Source organism: Streptomyces silaceus (genome assembly GCF_001419745.1).
GTDB lineage: Bacteria > Actinomycetota > Actinomycetes > Streptomycetales > Streptomycetaceae > Streptomyces > Streptomyces silaceus.
The window spans coordinates 48240-67480 of the sequence record NZ_LIRJ01000101.1 but is presented as its reverse complement, the minus strand read 5'-3'; the positions used below and the strand labels follow the sequence as shown (position 1 = coordinate 67480).

Annotated in this window: 16 protein-coding genes; 11 read left to right on the top strand and 5 right to left on the bottom strand. The window is 72.6% G+C overall.

The annotated features are described in order from the left end of the window. The first annotated feature begins 2 nt into the window (after positions 1-2). The 4 genes from AOK22_RS11970 (at position 3) to AOK22_RS41390 (ending at position 3699) form a co-directional block, all read left to right on the top strand. A complete protein-coding gene (locus AOK22_RS11970) occupies positions 3-548 on the top strand; it encodes a UbiX family flavin prenyltransferase (RefSeq protein ID WP_063795240.1) in 546 nt (181 codons plus the stop codon). A gap of 76 nt (positions 549-624) precedes the next feature. Next, the gene (locus tag AOK22_RS11965; protein WP_055698578.1) at positions 625-2166 is read left to right on the top strand and encodes a UbiD family decarboxylase; all 1542 of its coding nucleotides are present in this window, start codon (positions 625-627) and stop codon (positions 2164-2166) included. A gap of 82 nt (positions 2167-2248) precedes the next feature. Further along, positions 2249-3421 (top strand): serine hydrolase domain-containing protein, encoded by a 1173-nt coding sequence (locus AOK22_RS11960; RefSeq protein ID WP_055698577.1) that lies wholly within the window; start codon positions 2249-2251, stop codon positions 3419-3421. Positions 3422-3552: 131 nt separating this feature from the next. Beyond that, positions 3553-3699 (top strand): hypothetical protein, encoded by a 147-nt coding sequence (locus AOK22_RS41390; protein WP_157872220.1) that lies wholly within the window; start codon positions 3553-3555, stop codon positions 3697-3699. On the opposite strand, the gene AOK22_RS11955 is transcribed toward AOK22_RS41390, so the two are convergent. Further along, the gene (locus tag AOK22_RS11955; protein WP_055698576.1) at positions 3700-5274 is read right to left on the bottom strand and encodes a hypothetical protein; all 1575 of its coding nucleotides are present in this window, start codon (positions 5272-5274) and stop codon (positions 3700-3702) included. It abuts the gene before it with no gap. Between the two features lie 148 nt (positions 5275-5422). Further along, a complete protein-coding gene (locus tag AOK22_RS11950; RefSeq protein ID WP_425264018.1) occupies positions 5423-6790 on the bottom strand; it encodes a phosphatase PAP2 family protein in 1368 nt (455 codons plus the stop codon). Between the two features lie 387 nt (positions 6791-7177). Here AOK22_RS11950 and AOK22_RS11945 point away from each other — a divergent pair, with 387 nt between their 5' ends. The 5 genes from AOK22_RS11945 to AOK22_RS11925 all read left to right on the top strand — a co-directional run bounded on the left by AOK22_RS11945 (position 7178) and on the right by AOK22_RS11925 (position 12829). Continuing rightward, positions 7178-7747 carry a DinB family protein gene (locus AOK22_RS11945; RefSeq protein ID WP_055698587.1) on the top strand — a complete coding sequence of 190 codons (570 nt, stop codon included), beginning with the start codon at positions 7178-7180 and terminating at the stop codon, positions 7745-7747. A 431-nt stretch (positions 7748-8178) separates the two neighbouring features. Then, on the top strand, positions 8179-11040 hold the full coding sequence (locus AOK22_RS11940) for a bifunctional acetate--CoA ligase family protein/GNAT family N-acetyltransferase (protein WP_244164748.1): 2862 nt from the start codon (positions 8179-8181) through the stop codon (positions 11038-11040). A 27-nt stretch (positions 11041-11067) separates the two neighbouring features. After that, positions 11068-11589, top strand: a complete 522-nt coding sequence (locus AOK22_RS11935; protein ID WP_055698575.1) for a flavodoxin domain-containing protein — start codon at positions 11068-11070, stop codon at positions 11587-11589. Positions 11590-11593: 4 nt separating this feature from the next. Beyond that, entirely contained in the window at positions 11594-12208 is a 615-nt protein-coding gene (locus tag AOK22_RS11930) for an Rv1733c family protein (RefSeq protein ID WP_055698574.1), read from the top strand. Between the two features lie 159 nt (positions 12209-12367). Then, a complete protein-coding gene (locus tag AOK22_RS11925; RefSeq protein ID WP_055698573.1) occupies positions 12368-12829 on the top strand; it encodes a Crp/Fnr family transcriptional regulator in 462 nt (153 codons plus the stop codon). 34 nt (positions 12830-12863) lie between these two features. Here the strand turns inward: AOK22_RS11925 and AOK22_RS11920 are convergent, their stop codons facing one another. Further along, complete coding sequence (locus AOK22_RS11920; protein WP_055698572.1) at positions 12864-13508, bottom strand: dihydrofolate reductase family protein; 645 nt, start codon at positions 13506-13508, stop codon at positions 12864-12866. Positions 13509-13647: 139 nt separating this feature from the next. After that, a complete protein-coding gene (locus tag AOK22_RS11915) occupies positions 13648-14178 on the bottom strand; it encodes a hypothetical protein (protein ID WP_208606390.1) in 531 nt (176 codons plus the stop codon). 80 nt (positions 14179-14258) lie between these two features. Here AOK22_RS11915 and AOK22_RS11910 point away from each other — a divergent pair, with 80 nt between their 5' ends. Next, positions 14259-15221 carry an ATP-binding cassette domain-containing protein gene (locus tag AOK22_RS11910; RefSeq protein WP_055698571.1) on the top strand — a complete coding sequence of 321 codons (963 nt, stop codon included), beginning with the start codon at positions 14259-14261 and terminating at the stop codon, positions 15219-15221. Continuing rightward, on the top strand, positions 15218-16033 hold the full coding sequence (locus AOK22_RS11905; RefSeq protein WP_055698570.1) for an ABC transporter permease: 816 nt from the start codon (positions 15218-15220) through the stop codon (positions 16031-16033). Before AOK22_RS11910 ends, AOK22_RS11905 begins: the two co-directional genes overlap by 4 nt. Here AOK22_RS11905 and AOK22_RS11900 read toward each other — a convergent pair. Beyond that, positions 16014-19208, bottom strand: coding sequence for an ATP-binding protein (locus tag AOK22_RS11900; protein WP_055698569.1), 3195 nt, complete (start codon positions 19206-19208; stop codon positions 16014-16016). The two genes, AOK22_RS11905 and AOK22_RS11900, sit on opposite strands and share 20 nt — an antisense overlap. Positions 19209-19241: the final 33 nt, after the last annotated feature.

Sequence of the window (19241 nt, the reverse complement as noted above, 5' to 3'; positions counted from 1 at the left end):
TGCTGGAGCGCCTCGCCGCCGATCCGGGGATCGAGACGCACCTGGTGCTCAGCCGCTGGGCCCGCGCCACGATCGAACTGGAGACGGGGCGGACGGTCCGGGAACTCTCCGCCCTCGCGGACGTCACCCATGGTCCGGACGACCAGGGTGCCGCCGTCTCCTCCGGCTCGTTCCCCACCGACGGCATGGTCATTGTGCCCTGCAGCATGAAGACCCTCGCGGGCATCCGGGCCGGCTACGCGGACGGCCTCGTGGGCCGGGCGGCGGACGTCGTCCTCAAGGAGGGCCGCCCTCTGGTCCTGGTGCCCCGCGAGACGCCGCTGAACGAGATCCACCTGGAGAACATGCTGGGGCTCGCGCGGATGGGCGCCCGCATCGTCCCGCCGATGCCTGCCTTCTACCACCGGCCCCGCACCATCGACGATCTCGTCGACCACCTGGTGGTCCGCATCCTCGACCAACTCGGCGTCCCCGCGCCCGGCGAGCACCGCTGGACCGGCATGCGCGCCGCCCGCGCCACCAACAGCGGTGCGACGCGCGCCGACTGACCGCCCCACCGCCTGACTCACCGACGAGGCAACACATCCCTCGCGGCCGCAACCGGCCGGACTCAAAGGAACCGCCATGCCCCAGAACACCCCACCCCTCGCATTCCGGACCTTCGTCGAGCGGCTCCTCGCCGACGGGGACGCGGTGGCGATCGGACAGCACGTCGATCCGCACCTCGAAGTCGGCGCCGTGACGCGCCGCGCGTACGAGACGGGCGCGCCCGCGCCCCTGTTCACCTCGCTGAAGGGCGCGGCCCGAGGCCACCGGATCCTCGGCGCCCCCGCGGGCCTCGGTGACCCGGAGCGCGGGACGCCGTACGGCAGGCTCGCCACCCACTTCGGCCTGCCGCGCACCTCCACCCCGCGCCGGATCGTGGAGCACCTGGTCCGCGCCTTGCACGCCGACCCCGTCCCGCCGGTCGAGGTCGCCACCGGTCCCTGCAAGCAGAACGTCCGCATCGGCGATGAGGTGGACCTGGAGCAGTTCCCTGTGCCGCTGCTCCACCAGGAGGACGGCGGACGGTACTTCGGCACCTACGGCTTCCACGTGGTGCGCTCCCCGGACGGCCGCTGGACGAGCTGGTCCGTGGCCCGCACGATGCTGCGGGACCGCAACACCCTCGTCGGCCCCGCGATGCCCCAGCAGCACATCGGCATGATCCGGAAGTTGTGGTCGGACCGGGGCGAGCACACCCCGTGGGCGATGGTCCTCGGCGCACCACCGGCCGCCCTCGCGGCCGCCGGGATGCCCCTGCCGGAACGGGTGAACGAGGACGGCTACGTCGGAGCGCTCACCGGCACCCCGGTCGACGTGGTCCGCACCGAGACCAACGGCCTGTACGTGCCCGCGAACTCCGAGATCGTGCTGGAGGGTTTCCTCAGTCGTGACGAGACGGCGGACGAGGGGCCGATGGGTGAGTACCACGGGTACGCGTTCCCGGACGGCAAGCCGCAGCCGGTGTTCCACGTCGAGGCGGTGACGTACCGGGACGACCCGATCCTCCCGGTGTGTGCCGCGGGTCTGCCGCCGGAGGAGAACCACACCGTCTGGGGCACGATGATCTCGGCCGTGGCCCTCGACGCACTGCGCGGCGCGGGTCTTCCCGTCGACCTGGCCTGGTGCTCGTACGAGGCGGCGACGTGCTGGCTCGTCGTCTCCCTCGACCGCGCGCGGCGCCGTGAACTCGGCCTGAGGGAGAGCGAGTTGATGTCCAGGATCGCCGAGGTCCTGTTCGCCTCGCACGCGGGCTGGCTGGTGCCCAAGGTGGTCGTCGTCGACGACGACATCGACATCACCGACATCCGCCAGGTCGTCTGGGCCATGGCCACCCGCCACCATCCGGAGACCGGCCACCACGTCTTCCCCGATGCCCCGGGCATCCCGATGGTCCCCTATCTCACCGCGGCGGAAGCCGCGGAGGCCCGGGGCGGCAAGTCGGTCACCAACTGCCTCCTGCCGGAGGGGTTCCGGGGGACCACGGCCTCCTTCCGTACCTCGTACCCCCGAGAGCTCCAGCAGTACGTGGTGGAGAACTGGACGCGTTACGGCTATCCGGGGGGAGGGGCCGGGGGACAGCCCCACCCGCTCCTGGGTGGACAGCGGGATCGCCACGGATGATCACCGTCCGGAAGGCTGAGAGACCGGAAGGCCGCGATGCAGGACATCGCGTTGGCCCCGTTCAATGCGTAGGAGTTGGCTCATGCGTGAGCAGACAGTGCAGACGTCGTTCCGTTCTTCCGGGCGGAGGCGAGATCGGCGTACGGCCGTGGTGGCGGCAGCGGTGGCCGCTGCTGTGGCGGTCGGCGTCACGGTGCTGGGCGATGGCGCCCCGTCCGCTTCCGCGGCCGCCCGGCACGACAGCGTGCGCCAGGGCCTGGACGAGCTGGTGCGCTCCGACGGCGTGCCCGCCGCCCTGGCGAGTGTGAGGGACGCGCGCGGCCACACCCGCGCCTCCGCCGCGGGAGTCGGCGACCTGGCCACCGGCTCCAAGGTCCCGAGGGACGGTCAGGTGCGGATCGGCAGCAACACCAAGGCGTTCACCGCGGTGGTGGTGCTGCAACTGGTCGGCGAGGGCAGGGTCCGGCTCGACGCCCCCGTCGACGCCTACCTGCCCGGCCTCCTCCGCGGCGACGGCATCGACGGCAACCGCATCTTCGTCCGCCACCTTCTCCAGCAGACCAGCGGACTGCCCAACTACACCAAGTACCTCGACGAAGAGATCCGCCACTACGAGCCCCAAGAGCTCCTCGACATCGCCCTCCGGCACAAGGCCGCGTTCGATCCTGGCGACAAGTGGGAGTACAGCAACACCAACTACGTCGTCGCGGGCCTGCTCATCGAGAAGATCACCGGCCACTCCGTCGCCGAGGAGATCGACAAGCGCATCATCAAACGCATCGGGCTGCGCCACACGTACTTCCCGGCCCCCGGCGACGCGACGATCCGCGAACCCCACCCCAAGGGCTACTACCAAGAGGCACCGGACGCACCGCTGCGCGACGGCACGGAACTCGACCCCTCCTGGGCCTGGGCGGCAGGCCAGATGGTCTCCACCAACTCCGACCTCAACCGCTTCTACGGCGAACTCCTCTCCGGCCACCTCCTCCGGGAGGCCGAACTCACGGAAATGCGCAAGACGGTCCCGGCCGACTACCCCTTCCCCAAAGGCGCCGGCTACGGACTGGGGCTTGTGAGCACGCCGCTGTCGTGCGGCGACGTGTACTGGGGCCATGGCGGCAGCATCACGGGTTACGAGACCCGGGGCGGTGCCAGGGAGAACGGCCGCGCGATGAACATCGCCGTCACGACGCAACCGGGCCAGCGGACGAAGGAACGGATGGACGCGATCGTGGACAAGGAGCTGTGCCGCTGATGCCGAAATGCGGCAAAGCCGCCCCCTCTGCTCCTCCTGGACGTCGGCGGAACCTTTCTGGCTGATGGAGGAGCGGCGGTCCCGTCAGCCGTCGCGGAGTGGCAGCGCCGGCAGGACGTGTCGAACCCCAGTTGGCCAAGCTCGACCGCGCGCACGGTCCGGGCCACCGAGGCCATGCCCTGCTCCACCGCGTGGAGCCCGTGACGGGGCTTTCCGAGGCGGACTTCGCCGTGGTCGACGGCTGGCTGCGGCGCGGCAGGGAACAGCCTCCGTCCTGATCACGGGGTGGGGATCAGTCCGGCCATCACGGAGATCGGTAGCGACGGGGTGGCGGCCGCCGCTTCCGCCACCTGACCGTCGTCATCGGCGAGCAACTCGGCGATGACCGGGCCCGGCAGGGCAGGGTGCCCGGCGGCGATCGGTCTCGCCCGCCTGTCCGACAGGCAGGCGAGCAGCGCCTCGGCCGTCGCGCGGCGATGCCCGGCGATCCGCCGCAGCGCCTTCGGTACGGGCGGTTCGCGCCGGGCCAGGTCCGTCAGGAGCGCCGGGGGCGCGTCCGGGTTGGACGCGACCTGGGCGATCACCCGGGCTCCGTGCCGGTCGGCCAGCGCCCGCAGCCGCGCTTCGGTGAGGCCCGGATGCGGCGCGACGGAGCCGGCCACTTTCGCGTCGGCGTCGTCGGCCAGTGCGTCGCGGACGGCGTCCGGCAGGTCGCGTCGTCGGGCCAGGAGCATCCGCAGGGCGGGCACGGAGGACCGGGCCAACTCGGTGATCTCGGCGGGGGAGGCGGTGGCGATGCGCGGCAGCAGGAACGTGCCGATCCTGGTGCCGTCGGCGAGCCGCGCGAGCAGGTCGAGGGGCACCCGTGGGTTGAGGGCCAGGGAGCGGCGTACCTCAGCGTCGCGGTCGTCGGCCGACGCGCGCATCGACGCCTGGTCGATCGCGGGATTCTCCGCGACACCGGCCCGCACTCCGGGCGCGGGGTCCCGGAGGAGCTGCTCGTACACCTCCGCCGGCAGATCGCGGCGGGCGGCGAGCGCCCAGCGAAGCAGCAGCGACGGATGGTCCGCGAAGGCGACGACGGCCTCGGCGGGAGTGGACGGGTTCCGCAGGGCCATCAGCCGCATGTCGTGCGTGGTGGACTCGTGGGAGCCGTCGCAGGAAGCGCCCGGCCGCAGGTCGCAGTCGAGCCGGTCGCAGTTCGGCGGGTGCGCGAACGGAGGTTCCTCGCGGTCGCATACGAGACAGGCCTGCGCGGCGGGCAGCCCCTTACCGGTGATCAGCGCTGCCAGCAGGGCCGGAGGCGTCGCTTCGTTGGCCGCCACGGCGCGGCGGACTTCGGCGTGCGGATGTGAGGCGAGGGCGGCGGCCGTGTCCGATGGCGCCCACAGGGCGAGTTCCGTGACCACCCGTATGTCCTCGTCGGCCGCGAGCGTCTCCACCACAGCGGCTGGGAGGCCCGCACACGTGGCCAGCCGCTCTCGATGCTCGACCACGGGGTCAGCGGCGAGCAGCCGGGCCCACGCAGGACGCCCGGCTCGCTCGTCGAGCAGCGCGAGGGCGACGAGCGGCTGCGAGACGGGGTCGACGTCGTCGGCGGTGAGCCGGCCTTCGTGGGCGAGGCGCACCGCACTCTCCGGGGCGCGCGCGGCCAGGGTGACCGCCTGCGCGCGGCTGAGGCCGGCACGGCAGGCGAGGGCGTCGGCGAGGTCAGCGGGATCTGCCCCGGGATCGGCCTCCGTCTCCGGACCGGCGCCCGCATGCGCGGGGGCCGCGGCGACCACGATCAGCCGATCGACCAGTTCGGACGGCAGAGCCGGATTCGCGGCGAGCCCGCAGAGGACGTGATTCACGGGGCCATCCTGCTGCCCTGGGTGCGACGCTCCGGCTGCGGGGTCCACGTACGCGCCCCCAAGGAACCGCCCCACACAGAAGGGGAGGGCCCCGGTCGTGACCGGGACCCTCCCTTTCCTGCTCCGCGTCAAGCCGCCGCGAAGCGCATCACACCATCGCGGGCTGCGGCTCCGGCTGCTGCACCGGACCCCCGGGCTTCGGATCCCACATCTTCATCGTGCGGACGTAGAGGTAGATCACCGAGACCATCGACAGAATGATCAGTGGCCCGAAGAGCCACGGAAGATCCGCCATCTGCACCGAAAGATAGCGATACGAAATCAGAAGGGCGGTGAAGACGATCGCGCCGTAGGCGACCAACTGAATTCCGGAACGCTCCCAGCCCCGGTCGAATGCGCGCAGCCCCGCCTCGATCGTGAGCGTGAACACCACACCGGCGACGATGTCCGCACCGTAGTGGTAGCCGAATCCCAGCGTCGCGCCGAGCGTGGCGAGCAGCCAGAAAGTACCCGCGTACCGCAGGACGCGCGGACCTCTGCGGGAATGGATGAAGATCGCCGTGGCCCATGCCGTGTGCAGGCTGGGCATGCAGTTCCGGGGGGTGAGTTCGTCGTAGAGCATCGGCTCCGGCGGCGTGAGCGGCGGCGGCGTGTCCGGCCAGATGTTCCCCAGCGCGAGGTGCTCGGAGCCGGTGCCGAACGCGCCCCAGCCGTACGCGAAGATCGGTCCGACCACCGGGAAGATCATGTAGATGCCCGGCCCGAGCAGGCCGATCACCAGGAACGTACGCACCAGGTGATGCTTCGGGAAGCGCCGCTCGGCCGCCACGTGACGCAACTGGTACAGCGCGGCGGCGACCGCGGCCACCGCCAGCTGGATGTAGACCCAGTCGAGGATGTGGGCGCCGGTCGAGCCGGTGGCGCGCACGATCCGGCCCACCAGCCACGACGGGTTGCCGAGCGCGTGGTCGGCGGTCGCCACGTACTGGTCGAGCACCATGGGGCGCGTCTTCGACGTGATGAGCAGCCAGGCGTCACCGGTCTTGCGGCCGGCGACCAGGAGCAGACCGAGACCCACACCCTTCAGGAGCAGGACCCGCTCCTTGCCGGTGCGACGCGTCACGGCGATGACCGCGCAGGCCAGAATCACCCACAACGCGCCGTTGCCGAACATCATCTTGGCGTCGACGATCCACCGCACGAAGAAAAAGACGAGGTCGATGCCGATCGCGGCACCAATGGCGATGAAGCGTTGCCGCCAGGTGAGCACCACCATCATCAGCGCCATGCTGGCGTACAGCAGCGGCCCTGATTTCGGGGCGAAGATCACTTCCTTCGCCTGATTGGTGATGGGACCCGGCATACCGTAATGACGCGCGGCGATTTCCAGCGCGATCAGGAAACCGAGCGTCACCACGCCCGCCGTGGTCCACAGCACCACCCGCGGCTGACGCCAGACGGCGGTCGTATCTCTGGGATTTATTCGCGAAAGCACCCGCGACGCCTTAGATCTCAATTGTCTGACCGATTTGTTAGAGGTTATTTAAGTAAGTCACTCTTCGTGCTAGATAGCCCGTTTCCCGGCAAAGGACGGGCGATGTGGGCGATCGTGGTGAGTCGGATCATGCTATCCGAGCGGTGCGGGTGGGTTCGCTGGCCATGGACGGAGCGAAGGCGCACGGGGCTGCCGCGTGGGCGAGAGGGGGCGGGTTCATGTCACCGCGTCGGGCGTCGGGAGGGAGATCGCGCTCCTTGCCGAAATGAGGGGGTCGCGAACCGCGCGTGCTGTTGACGACGTGGGGATCGCGCGGGGACGCCGGACCACTGGTCGGGCCGGCGGGGCCGGACGCGGCACGGAAGCCCGAGGATAAAGCGGTGGCGGTTCGGGCCCTCGCCGATGAACATGACGCGCATGAGCGATCAACCCGCGCGATGGACCCAGGCGACCGTCTACCCCGACATGTGGGCGGACCCGGACAAGGACCCCCGCAACAGCGAGGGGACCAGCCCGGACGGCGAACTCGCCACCCTGGACGACTTCCTGACGAACTACCGCTTGACGCTTCGGATGAAGTGCGAGGGCCTGACCCCCGGGCAACTGGCCCTGCGCTCCGTGCCGCCGTCCACGATGTCCCTGCTCGGCCTGCTGCGGCACCTCGTCGAGGTGGAGCGCGACTGGCGCAACTGGATCACCGACGGCGAGCCCCTGCCGAGGGTGTACGGCCCGAAGGACGCGGACTTCGACGGAGCGGTCGCGGACCAAGCCGTCGTCGACGCCGCGTACGCGGACCTGGAGCGCGAACAGGGCGCGTTGGACGCCGCGTTGGCCCGGCACCCGGATCTGGGCGAGCGTCTCGGCAAGGAGGCCGTCTCGGTGCGGGAGCTCATGGTCCACAGGATCGAGGAGTACGCCCGGCACTGCGGACATGCCGATCTGCTGCGCGAGTGCGTCGACGGACGCGTGGGGCAGTGACGCGGTAGACGACGGCCCGGCGTCGGAGACCGCCCCGCGCCGGAAAGACCGCCCGGCGTCGGAGACCGCCCGGCGTCGGAGACCGCCCTGCGCCGGAGAGACCGCCCCGAACCACCCGGCGCCGGGCGGCACTGCACCATGGGCCGAGGCCGATGGCCGGCACCGACGACCGCCGCCCCCGCTCCTGCGCCAGTACGTCGGTACTTCGGGACGCCGACGCGTACGGCATCCTGCGCAGCGCCTCCTCGCCGAAGTGTGCCCATCGACACGTCCTCCGCCTCCTCCGTTTCTCCCTGCCCCATCCGTCGCCGGATGCCGCCGCGAAGGGCCGATCGGCCCCGGCGTGCGCCCGGTCAGCCCCTGTCTGGCGGGCCCGGCAGGGCCGATCCTCGACACGAAAGGGGGAGGGCGACTGCGGCAGGAGGCCCGCGATGAAGGACTCGGCTCCGGGCGCGGAGGCGGAGGACCTCGCTCCGGCGACGTACACGAACATGGACAGGAGCAGTGACCGGGACGCGGAACAGGACCGGACCCCGGCGGGCTCACCACGAGCCGTGCACGCCCTGCTCGCCGACGGGACCACGGCCCGCATCCGCCCCGTCCAAGCCGGCGACCACAGCCAACTCCAGGACCTGTACGCGCACATACCACCGGAGCGCCTGCGTCTGAAGTTCTCCGGGGCGCGCCACCCGTCCCCCGCACAGGCCTCCGACCGGGCCTGCGCCCCGTCCCGCCCCGGACACCGCGCGCTGCTCGCCGAGACCGGAGGGCGGATCGTCGGCCTGGGCGAGTACGAGCGGACCCCGGAGCAGGAGGCGACCCGCGCCGCGGGGCCGCCGACCCGCGCCGCCCGGCCCGCCACCGCCGACATCTCCCTCGCCGTCGCGGCAGGCCTCCACCACCGGGGCATCGGCACCCTGCTCCTGGAGCACCTGGTCTCGGCCGCCCGCGCCGACGGCATCACCGCGTTCACGGCCGACGCGCTCGCCGAGAACCACGAGATCCTCAAGGTCGTCGCCGACCTCGGACTGCACACTGCCCGGCACTTCGAGGGCCCCGCAGTGCACTGCACCATCCAGCTCGACGAGGTCGCCGACGAAGCGGGATCCGGAGCCGACAGCGAGACGTACCTGACGGCGGTCGAGACGCGCGGACGGACCGCCGGAGTGGCGAGCCTTCGCCCCCTCCTGCGGCCGGAGTCGATCGTCGTGATCGGGGCCGGACGGAAAGCGGGCTCGGTCGGCCGTGCCGTCCTGCGCAACCTGCGCACCGGCGGCTACAACCGGCAGCTGTACGCCATCCACCCCAACGCCACCTCGCTCCTGAGCGTCCCCTGCCACCCCTCGGTGGCCGCACTGCCCCAGGTGCCCGACCTGGCGGTCCTCGCGGTGCCCACCGCCCTGCTCGCCGCCACCGCGCAGGAGTGCGGCAAGGCGGGAGTTCGCGCACTGGTCGTCATCACGGGCGGGCTCGGTCCCGGGCAGGCGGAGGCGCTGCTCTCCGCATGTCGTACGTACGGCATGCGCCTCGTGGGGCCCAACTCCCTCGGCGTGGCCACCATCGACACGGATCTCTCCTTCGACGCGACGTTCGCCGCCGGGCACCCGCGGCCCGGCATGACAGGGGTCGCCGTCCAGTCCGGTGGCGTGGGCATCGCGATGCTCGGCGGCCTCTCCCGGCTCGGCCTCGGCATCTCCAGTTTCGTGTCGCTGGGCGAGAAGTACGACGTCAGCAGCAACGACCTGCTCCAGTGGTGGGAGAGCGACGGCGTCACCGACCTGGCGCTCCTCCACCTCGAATCCTTCGGCAACCCACAGGCCTTCTCGCGCACCGCCCGCCGGGTCACCCGGCGGATCCCCGTCCTCACCGTCGACGTCGGCCGCACCCGGGAAGGACGGAGCGCCGCCGCCCTGCACTCCGCCGCGGCCGCCACCCGGACCATGACGCGCCAGGCCCTGTTCACCCAGGCGGGCATCACCGCCACCCGCAGCATCGGCGACCTCCTCGCCACCGCCGCCCTGCTGCACGCCCAGCCCGTCCCCGCGGGACGACGTGTCGTCGTCGTCACCAACGCGGGCGGCGCGGGCGTCCTCGCCGCCGACGCCTGCGCGGAGGCCGGACTCTCCCTCCCGGCCCTCCCCATGGACGTCGTCGACGACCTCTCCGCCGTCCTGCCCCAAGGAGCGACGACCGCCAACCCGGTCGACGCCCGCGCGGACGTCACCGAGGAACAGCTGCGGCGCTGCGTGGACCGCCTGCTGCGCGACGGCTGCGCCGACGCCGTCCTCCTGGTCCTCGTCCCCACCGCGGTCGCCGCGGCGACCGGCGACGATCTCTGCCGGGCCCTGACCTGCGCCCCCGGCCGTCGCTCCCGAACGGTCGCCGCGGTCCGCCTCGACCAGGACGTCCCCGTCCAGCTGCTCCCGTGCACGGGCGGCGGCTCCGTCCCCGCGTACGCCGACCCGCAGGCGGCCGCCTCCGCCCTGGCCCACGCGGCCCGCCGCGCCGAGTGGCTGGCCCGGCCGCCCGGCACCGTCCCCGACCCCGGGGACGTCGACACCCCCCGCGCCCGCGCCGTGGTCGAGACCCACCTGACCGCCCACCCCGACGGCGGCTGGCTCGGCCCGCGCACCTGCGCGGAACTGCTCGGCTGCTACGGCATCCCCCAACTGCCCTGGGCCTGGGCCGAGACCGAGGACGACGCGGTCATCGCCGCGGAGCGGCTGCGCCGGCCCGACGGCCGCGTGGTCATGAAGGCGCACTGGCCGGGACTGCTGCACAAGAGCGAGCAGCGCGCCCTCCACCTCGACCTCCAGGGCGACACCCAGGTGCGGGCGGCGTTCCGGGACCTGTCGATCCGGTTCGCGGGCCTGCTCACCGGTGTCGTCGTCCAGCCGCTGGCCGAGCGCGGCACGGAACTGTGCGCCGGCGTCGTCCAGGACGACGTGTTCGGGCCGCTCGTCCTGTTCGGCCTCGGCGGCACGGCCACCGAAGTGCTCGCCGACCAGGCGGCGCGGCTCGCGCCCCTCACCGACCTCGACGTCCACGACCTGATCACCGCGCCGCGCTGCGCCCCGCTGCTCTTCGGGCACGGCGGCAGCGGCCCGGTCGACCTCGAAGGCATCGAGCAGCTGCTGCACCGGCTCTCGCGCATGGCCTGCGACCTGCCGCAGCTCACCGAGGCCGACCTCAACCCCGTCCTGGCGTGGCCGGGCGGCGTCACGGCACTCGACGCCCGCGTACGCCTCCTGCCGCGCGACGCCCACGATCCCTATCTGCGGCGACTGCGCTGACTCCGAGACCGAGAGGAGACATCCGCCATGACAGGCAGGATGCTCGTCGCCTACGCGACGAAGAACGGGTCCACCGCGGAGATAGCCGGCACCATCACCAGGACCCTCCGGGAGGAGGGCATCGCGACCGACCTGCGGCCGGCCGCCGACGCCGGCCGGATCGAGGAGTACGACGCCGTGGTGCTCGGCGCTCCGCTCTACGCGGGCCGCTGGCACAAGGACGCCCGCCGGTTCGTCCGCCGCCGGCGCCGGGTGCTGGTGAAGAAGGAGGTGTGGCTCTTCAGCAGCGGACCGCTGGACGCCTCGGCGAGCGAACGGGACATCGCACCCGTGCCCGCGGTGCACCGCGTCCTCACCGTGGTCGGCGCCCACGAGCACGTCACCTTCGGCGGCTGCCTGCGGGACGGCGCCAAAGGGCACATCGCCCGCATGATCCTGAAGTCCGGCAAGGGCGGCGACTACCGCGACTTCGAGCAGATCGCCGACTGGTCCCGGCGGGTGGCCGCCACGCTGAAGAGCGAACTCGCGGGCCGCGCGGAGGGGTACTGACGCCATGGCCGGCCGACCGGGCACCCGGGTCCGCGGATGGCGCTGGCGGCGCAACCCGCTGCGCCGCCGCAGCGACGTCGTCGAGGCGTGGACCACGCTGCTGCTCGGAGCGGTGACACTGATCGGCGTGCCCCTGGCGGGAGCGCTCGTCGGCTCCGCCACGTACGACAGCACCGAGGCGAAGGCCGAACGCCAACGGGCCGAACGCCACGTCGTGCGGGCCACCCTCATCACGGACGCCCCGCCGCCCGCGGTCGGCGCCGACGGCACCGAGGTCCGCGGCACCCGTCTGGTGACCGTCCGCTGGACCGAACGCGACAGCGCGACGCACGCCACCAGGACCCGCACCGCCACGGTCAAGGCGGCGGCCGGAGCCCCCGCCGGAAGCAGGGCCGACGTGTGGCTCGACGCCCGGGGCCGGGTCACCTCCGCACCCTTCGACGAGGACGAGCTCTGGGGTGCCGCGACGGCCGCGGGCGTCGGGACGGTGTTCACGGTCTCGGCCTTCGGCGGAGGGACGTGGCTCGCGGTGCGGGCGCTGTCCCGGCGTCGGAGGATGGCCGAGTGGGACCGGGCCTGGGAGCTGACCGGGCCGAGGTGGAGCGGCCGCAGGACCTGAGGGACGGGGGCGAAGCGGCCGAGGCCCTCGGGGATCGGACGACGGCGACGAGGGCCTCGGCAGAAAACAGAAGACGGACCCCTGAAGACGGACCCCTGAAGACGGACCCCTGAAGACGGAGCGCCGGAAGAGGAGCGCTGCGCTGGAAAGGAGCGGAAGATGAGCAACACGACCATGCTGAGCGCCCTGCCGACGGTGCACCGCGAGCGCCTGATGAGGATCGCGCGACAGGTGTCCTTCCCGGCCGGCACCCGCCTCTTCGAGGAGGGTGGGCACGCCGACCGGTTCTGGATCGTCCGCACCGGATCGATCGCGCTGGACATGCACGTACCCGGCCGCCGCGCACCCGTGATCGAGACCCTCGGGCACGGCGAACTCGTCGGCTGGTCCTGGCTGTTCCCGCCGTACGTGTGGCAGCTCGGCGCGGCGGCGCAGAGCCCCGTACGGGCAGACGAGTTCGACGCGCAGGCGGTCCGGCTGATGTGCGAGGACGACCCCGCGCTCGGCGCGGTCGTCGGCCAGTGGGTCGGCCGGGTCCTCGCACACCGTCTGCAGGCGGCCAGGATCCGCCTGCTCGACCTGTACGCGCCCTACGGCAGCGGGGACGGCGTACGAGGGTGAGGGGCTGCCCTCGGCACAGGGGCCGCCCCTGACGTCAGCGCCGCCAGAACAGGTGGTGGGTCACACCGCTGGGGCTGGGCACGACGTCGCGGTGGTAGCGGTCGAGTAGCTCGTCGGGCGACTCCCACAGGCGGGTGCCCGAGCTGAGCGTCACCGGCGACACGACGACGTGCAGGGTGTCGACCAGATCGGCGTCGAGGAACTCCCGGATCGTGGTGGCCCCGCCGCCGAGCCGGACGTCCTTGCCCTCGGCCGCCTCCCGCGCCTGCTTGAGGACGTCGGCGGGGGTGCCGTCGACGAAGTGGAAGGTCGTGTCGGAGAGCGTGAAGGACGGGCGGTGATGGTGGGTCATCACGAAGACGGGGGTGTGGAAGGGGGGCTCGTCGCCCCACCAGCCCTGCCACTCGTGGTCGGTCCAGGGGCCGCGCTGGGGACCGAACTTGTTGCGGCCCATGATCTCGGCACCGATGTTGCGGGCGTAGTCGCGCGTGAAGTGGTCGTCGAGACCGCGGCTGCCGCCGGGATCCGTGCGTCCGGGCCAGCTCGCCGTCGCCCCCGCCCAGGAGAACATGCTCCCGGGGTCGGCGTGGCCGAACGGCCGCTCCAGGCTCTGGCCCTCCCCGGCGCCGAAGCCGTCCTGCGAGATGGTGAAGTTCTGCACCCTCAGCAGCTGTTCCATGTGACTCCTCCGAAGCGGTTGACGATGATGAGACCGCCGCGGCCGGGAAAACTCATCGGGCGGGATCCGAAGTGGCTCGATCATGCTCTTGCCGGTGCCGAAGAGGCTTGATCCCTGGTGGCGCACGGTGTGTCGGCCGTCAGGGCGAGTGGAACGTCACCTCAGGGTCGTCCTTCGACGGGCCGTCCAGCAGGGGGCGGTGCCGACCGAGGAGATGCCGGTCGAAGAAGGCCGTGACGTACCCGTTGGTGATCTGTCCCGAGCGCGTGCCGGACAGCGGGGCCGACGGGTCGGTCATCCCGAGCTGACCGCCCAGTACCGGCAGGTCGGTGAAGGTGAAGTGGCCCGAGTCCGCGACCGTGAACCAGCGCTTCCAGCCGTCCAGCCGACGCCATTCGCGGAGCCAGGTGGTGTCGTCGGCCCGGGGGTGGTGCTTCTTGTCGGTACCGAGCATGAGGACGGGGCGGCCGGTGCCGGTGGACGGGACCGGGGCGAAGAACGTGCCGTCCAGGTTGGCGGCGGCGCGGATGCGGGGGGCGGCTTCCTTGGCCGCCAGGTACGGCGCACGGTCGCCGCTGCCGTCGCCGCGCCGGGCCGGGTAGAAGACGGACACCATCAGCTCCCGGGCCCCAGCGGAGGGCACCCACGGATCGCGGCGTTCGTCGTCCACGAGGTGGAGGGTGTCCTGCAGGCGCGCGCTGAAACCCTCGTAAAACCGCGCTGAATCCGTCATCCCCCACCCTCTGCGGCATGACAACGAAGACGACATCCCCGCCGTCCCCGCTCGCCATCGAGGCCCGGGGGCTGCGCAAGGCCTACGGGGACAAGGTGGTCCTGGACGGGATCGACATCGCCGTGCCGCAGGGCACGATCTTCTCCCTGCTCGGCCCGAACGGCGCGGGCAAGACCACCGCCGTCAAGATCCTCTCCACCCTCGTCACGGCCGAGGCCCGCGCCCTGCGCGTCGCCGGACACGACCTGAGGGCGGATCCCCGGACGGTACGGGCCGCGATCGGTGTCACCGGGCAGTTCTCCGCCGTCGACGGTCTGATCACCGGCGAGGAGAACATGCTCCTGATGGCGGACCTGAACCACCTGTCCAGGCGGGAGGGGCGGCGGGTCGCCGCCGGGCTCCTGGAGCGGTTCGACCTGACGGAGGCCGCGCAGAAGCCCGCGGCCACCTACTCCGGCGGCATGAAGCGGCGGCTCGACATCGCCATGACGCTGGTCGGCGACCCGCGGATCATCTTCCTCGACGAGCCGACCACCGGGCTCGACCCGCGCAGCCGCCACAGCATGTGGCAGATCATCCGCGAGCTGGTCGCCGACGGCGTCACCGTCTTCCTCACCACCCAGTACCTGGAGGAGGCCGACGAACTCGCCGACCGCATCGCGGTCCTGAACGACGGCGGGATCGCCGCCGAAGGCACCGCCGAGGAGCTGAAGCGCCTCATCCCCGGCGGACACGTCCGGCTCCGCTTCACCGACCCGGCCGCGTACCGGTCGGCCGCCGCCGCCCTGCACGGCAGCGCGCGGGACGACGACTCCCTCGTCCTCCAGGTACCCGGAGGCGGCAGCCAGCGCGAACTGCGCACCCTGCTCGACCGGTTGGACGCGGCGGGCGCCGAGGCGGACGAGGTGACCGTGCACACGCCCGACCTCGACGACGTCTTCTTCGCCCTGACCGCCCCGTCCCACAAGGCCGCCGGATGAGTGCCCTCTCCCTCGCCGTGCGCGACTCGGCCACGATGCTGCGCCGCAACCTCCTGCACGTGCGGCGCTATCCCTCCCTCACCCTCAACCTCCTGCTCACGCCGCTCGTCCTGCTGCTGCTCTTCGTGTACGTCTTCGGCGACGTGATGAGCGCCGGCATCGCCGCCGGCGGTACGGCCGACGGGGGCGCCGAGGCGACCTCCCGCGCGGCCTATGTCGCCTACCTCACTCCGGGCATCCTGCTGATGACACTGGGCACGACCCTCGTCGGTACCGCCGTGTCCGTGGCCAACGACATGACCGAGGGCATCATCGACCGGTTCCGCACCATGGCCGTCCACCGTGGATCGGTGCTCATCGGACGCGTCGCGGGCAGCGTGCTGCAAGCGGTCGCCAGTGTGGTCCTCGTCGGGGCGGTCGGCGTGGCGATCGGCTTCCGTTCCGTCGATGCCTCCGCCCTGGAGTGGCTGGCCGCGCTCGGGCTGATGGTGGTGCTCGCGGTGGCGCTCACCTGGGTCGCGATCGCGGTGGGCATGATCAGCCCGAACGGCGAGGCGGCCGGGAACAACGCGGTGCCCTTGGTCATCCTGCCGTTCATCTCCAGTGCCTTCGTCCCGGTCGACCAGATGCCCGGCTGGTTCCGGCCAGTGGCCGAGTACCAGCCCTTCACCCCGGCCATCGAGACCCTGCGCGGCCTGCTCCTCGGCACGGAGATCGGTCACAACGGACTGCTCACGCTCGCGTGGTGCCTGGTCCTGGCCGCGGTCGGATACGTCTGGTCCACGTCCCTGTTCAACCGCGATCCGGCATAAGGGCGCGGGCCGCCTCGCCCAACTCCGCCCGCCCCAGAGCGGCGTACGCCGACACGGCCTCGGCGTACGCCGCCGCGTCGGCGTTCCGGGCGGCCTCACGGGCACGGGCCGTGGACATCGTCGGCTGGAACTGCCGCAGCACGTGGAGCCGTTCGGCCAGCGCGATCATCCGTACCGGGCGGGCTCGCCGACCGGTCGTGGCCGCGAGCCCCGCCATGCCGAGCGCATGCAGAACCGTCCCCACCACCGGCAGATCCATGGGCGTACCGGCCGGGCCCAGAAGCAGGTCCCGCAGCTGCCGCTCCAGTCGGCCGACCGACTCCGTCACCAGCTCCGGCCGCCCGGCGTGCGCGTGAGCCGTCACCGCCACCGACCGGACCTCCAGTTCCCACGGATCGAGCCGTTCCCCGTCCCCGCGCGACGGACCGGCCGACGTCAGCTGTTCCACCGCCGTGCGCCACAGCCCCAGACCGGCCTCCGTCCGTCCGCGGGCGAGAGCGACCTCGGCGCGTTCACCGAGGCCGGGGCTGTAGTAGGCGTCCTGCCGCGGAACACCGCCGCCCTCGACGCCAGCGGTGACAGCGGCACCGCTGTCGGCGTCCCGCAGCCAGCACTCCGCCTCGTCCGCCTCTCCGCGCTGCAGACAGGCCAGCGCAAGGCCCCGGCGGATCCCGATGGCGTCGTGCTCGTCGCCCAGACGCGGCAGCACGTCGAGCGCCGCGGTCAGATGCCGGTACGCGACCTCGCCCTGCTCCGTCCGCAGGCACAGCTCACCCAGCCGTGCATGGGCCACCACCTGGAAGGACTGCGGGGCACCCGGCACCAGTGCGTCGACCGTGCGCCGTGCCGCGGCGATCGCGCGGGTCACGTCGTGCTCGTACTCCCAGACGTAGGTGGCCACGCACTCGGCCATCCCGGCGACCAGCGGCCGCGCGTCGGCGCAGAGCCCGCGCAGCACATGGTGCTCGGGCGGCACCGTCTCCGGGACGGCCGCGAGGACCACGGCCAAGGCACGCACAGCAGTGTCCGGCCGTGCGGGAGGCAGGCGGCGGAGGGTGACGAGCGAGCGCAGGACGCCGGGGTGGCGCGGTCCCGAACTCATGGACAGGCCCGCCGCGCAGAGCACCGCCGCGGTGCGGGCGGCCTCGACGTACGGAGGGTCGGGGCGGTAGTGGGAGAGCGGGGGAGCGGTGGCGGAGGCGAGGGCGGTCAGGCGGGGATAGTTGGAGTCGGTGGACCACAAGGCGGCGAGGAGGGCGGTCACCGCGGCCGTGGTGGGGCCGTCCGAGCGGACCAGCGCGTGCCGGAGGGCCAGGACCAGGTTGTCCTGCTCGGCCCTGATCCGCCCCCAGCGCTCGGCGGACAGCCGGGGTGCGAAGAGCGACTCGTGATGCGCGAGCCCGAAGTCCTGTGCCCACGCCAGGAGATGAGCCACGGCTGTCTCGTCCTCGCCTGCCGCCGCCCGGCGGGCCGCACTGAACTCCCGTACCGTTTCCAGCATCCGGAACCGCACTCCGGCCGGGGTGTCCGTGACCGTGAGCAGTGACTGACCGGCGAGCTGTTCCAGTACGCCCAGCGCGTCCGGGCCCCACACCCGTTCGGCGGCCTCGCCGGAGAACCCGGCGGGGAAGACGGACAGGAGGCGCATCGCGGCGCGGGCGTCCTCGCCCAGCAGGTTCCAGCTCCACTCCACGACGGCGTGCAGCGTGCGATGCCGCTCCGGTACGTCCCGTGGCCCGCCGCGCAGCAGGGCGAACCGGTCGCCGATGCGGCGGGCGATCTCCGCGACCGACAGGACTCGTACGCGCACGGCGGCCAGTTCCACGGCGAGCGGCAGGCCGTCGAGGTGACGGCACAGGTCGGACACTGCGCCCGGCGGCAGCTCCACGCCGGGGCGTGCCGCCCGGGCCCGTTGCGAGAAGAGCTCGACCGCCGTGTCGAGCCCCAGCTCGCCCAGCGCGTACACGGATTCCGACAGCAGGTCCAGCGGAGCCCGGCTGGTGGCCAGCACGCGCAGGTCCTCGGACGACGACACCAGGGCCCGGACGAGGTCGGCGACGCCCTCGACGACCTGCTCGCAGTTGTCGAGTACGAGCAGGGCGGGCCCCGGACCGACCACGCCCAGAACACCGGAGACCGGATCGGCGGGACCGTGGACGACCGGCCCGCCGGGGCGCCCCGGAGCGTGTCGTCCCGCGCCGAGCGCGGAGGCCACCGCAGCGGGCACGTCCTCGTCGGCGGTGACGCCGGCCAGCGGCACGAAGTACACCGCGCGCCGCCCGGCGCGCCTGGCGACGGCATGCGCGAGCCGCGTCTTGCCGAGCCCTCCTGTGCCCACGACGGTCACGGCCCGAAAATCCCGCAGCAGCTGGACGACCGAGGCCACGTCCTGGTCCCGGCCGAGCAGCGGGTTGGGTTCCTGGAGCACGCCGCGCCGCACCACGGGCGCCCCGCCGCCCAGCAGTTCCCGCTGCACGGCCCGGAGTCCGGGGCCCGGGTCCGTCCCCAGTTCGTCGCGCAGCTCACGGCGGTAGGCCTCGTACCGTTCCAGCGCCGCGGACGGACTCGCCGTGACGGCCTGGCCCCGCAGCGACTCGGCCAGCACCTCTTCGTCGCGCGGATGGCGCGCGGCCGCCGTCGCCAGCGGCCCGGCGGCCTCCGCGTGCCGTCCGAGCCGGGCCAGCGCGAGCCCCCGCGCCCGTACGAGCGCATCGCGTACGGGAGCGCGCGCGGCCCGCAACGCCACGACCGGATCGCCGGGCGTGCCGCTGCCGACGACGTCCGGGACGCCCTCCCACAGCGCGAGCCCGGCGTCGGCCGCGGCCAGCGCCCCCGCGTGGTCCCCGCCCCGCGCACGCTCCGCACTGGTCTCGGCGAACAGCAGAACGGCGGAACTGTCGACCTGCTCCTCGGTGAGCGCCAGCCGGTATCCGACCGGCGTACCGACCACGACGGAGGCGCCCAACTGTGCGCGCGCCCGCGACACCAGCACCTGCACGGCCTTTCCCGGCCGCTGCGGCAGCGCCTCCGGCCACAGCCCCTCGACGATCCGCCCGACGCTGCACCCCGCGCGCAGATCCGTGGCCAGCAGGGCGAGAAGGGCGCACAGCCGGGGTGCGGTGACCTCCTGCCCGCGATGGGCGACGCGCGGCAGCAGGGTCAGATCGGTGCTCACCCGAGCACATTAACGAAGCCGCCGCACAGGGCT

What these genes read in the sequence shown, in the direction of transcription:
- AOK22_RS11965 (WP_055698578.1), top strand. Translation starts at nt 625, where the DNA reads ATGCCCCAGAACACCCCACCCCTCGCATTCCGGACCTTCGTCGAGCGG.
- AOK22_RS11960 (WP_055698577.1), top strand. Translation starts at nt 2,249, where the DNA reads ATGCGTGAGCAGACAGTGCAGACGTCGTTCCGTTCTTCCGGGCGGAGG.
- AOK22_RS11945 (WP_055698587.1), top strand. Translation starts at nt 7,178, where the DNA reads ATGACGCGCATGAGCGATCAACCCGCGCGATGGACCCAGGCGACCGTC.
- AOK22_RS11940 (WP_244164748.1), top strand. Translation starts at nt 8,179, where the DNA reads ATGAAGGACTCGGCTCCGGGCGCGGAGGCGGAGGACCTCGCTCCGGCG.
- AOK22_RS11935 (WP_055698575.1), top strand. Translation starts at nt 11,068, where the DNA reads ATGACAGGCAGGATGCTCGTCGCCTACGCGACGAAGAACGGGTCCACC.
- AOK22_RS11930 (WP_055698574.1), top strand. Translation starts at nt 11,594, where the DNA reads ATGGCCGGCCGACCGGGCACCCGGGTCCGCGGATGGCGCTGGCGGCGC.
- AOK22_RS11925 (WP_055698573.1), top strand. Translation starts at nt 12,368, where the DNA reads ATGAGCAACACGACCATGCTGAGCGCCCTGCCGACGGTGCACCGCGAG.
- AOK22_RS11920 (WP_055698572.1), bottom strand. Translation starts at nt 13,508, where the DNA reads ATGGAACAGCTGCTGAGGGTGCAGAACTTCACCATCTCGCAGGACGGC.
- AOK22_RS11910 (WP_055698571.1), top strand. Translation starts at nt 14,259, where the DNA reads ATGACAACGAAGACGACATCCCCGCCGTCCCCGCTCGCCATCGAGGCC.
- AOK22_RS11905 (WP_055698570.1), top strand. Translation starts at nt 15,218, where the DNA reads ATGAGTGCCCTCTCCCTCGCCGTGCGCGACTCGGCCACGATGCTGCGC.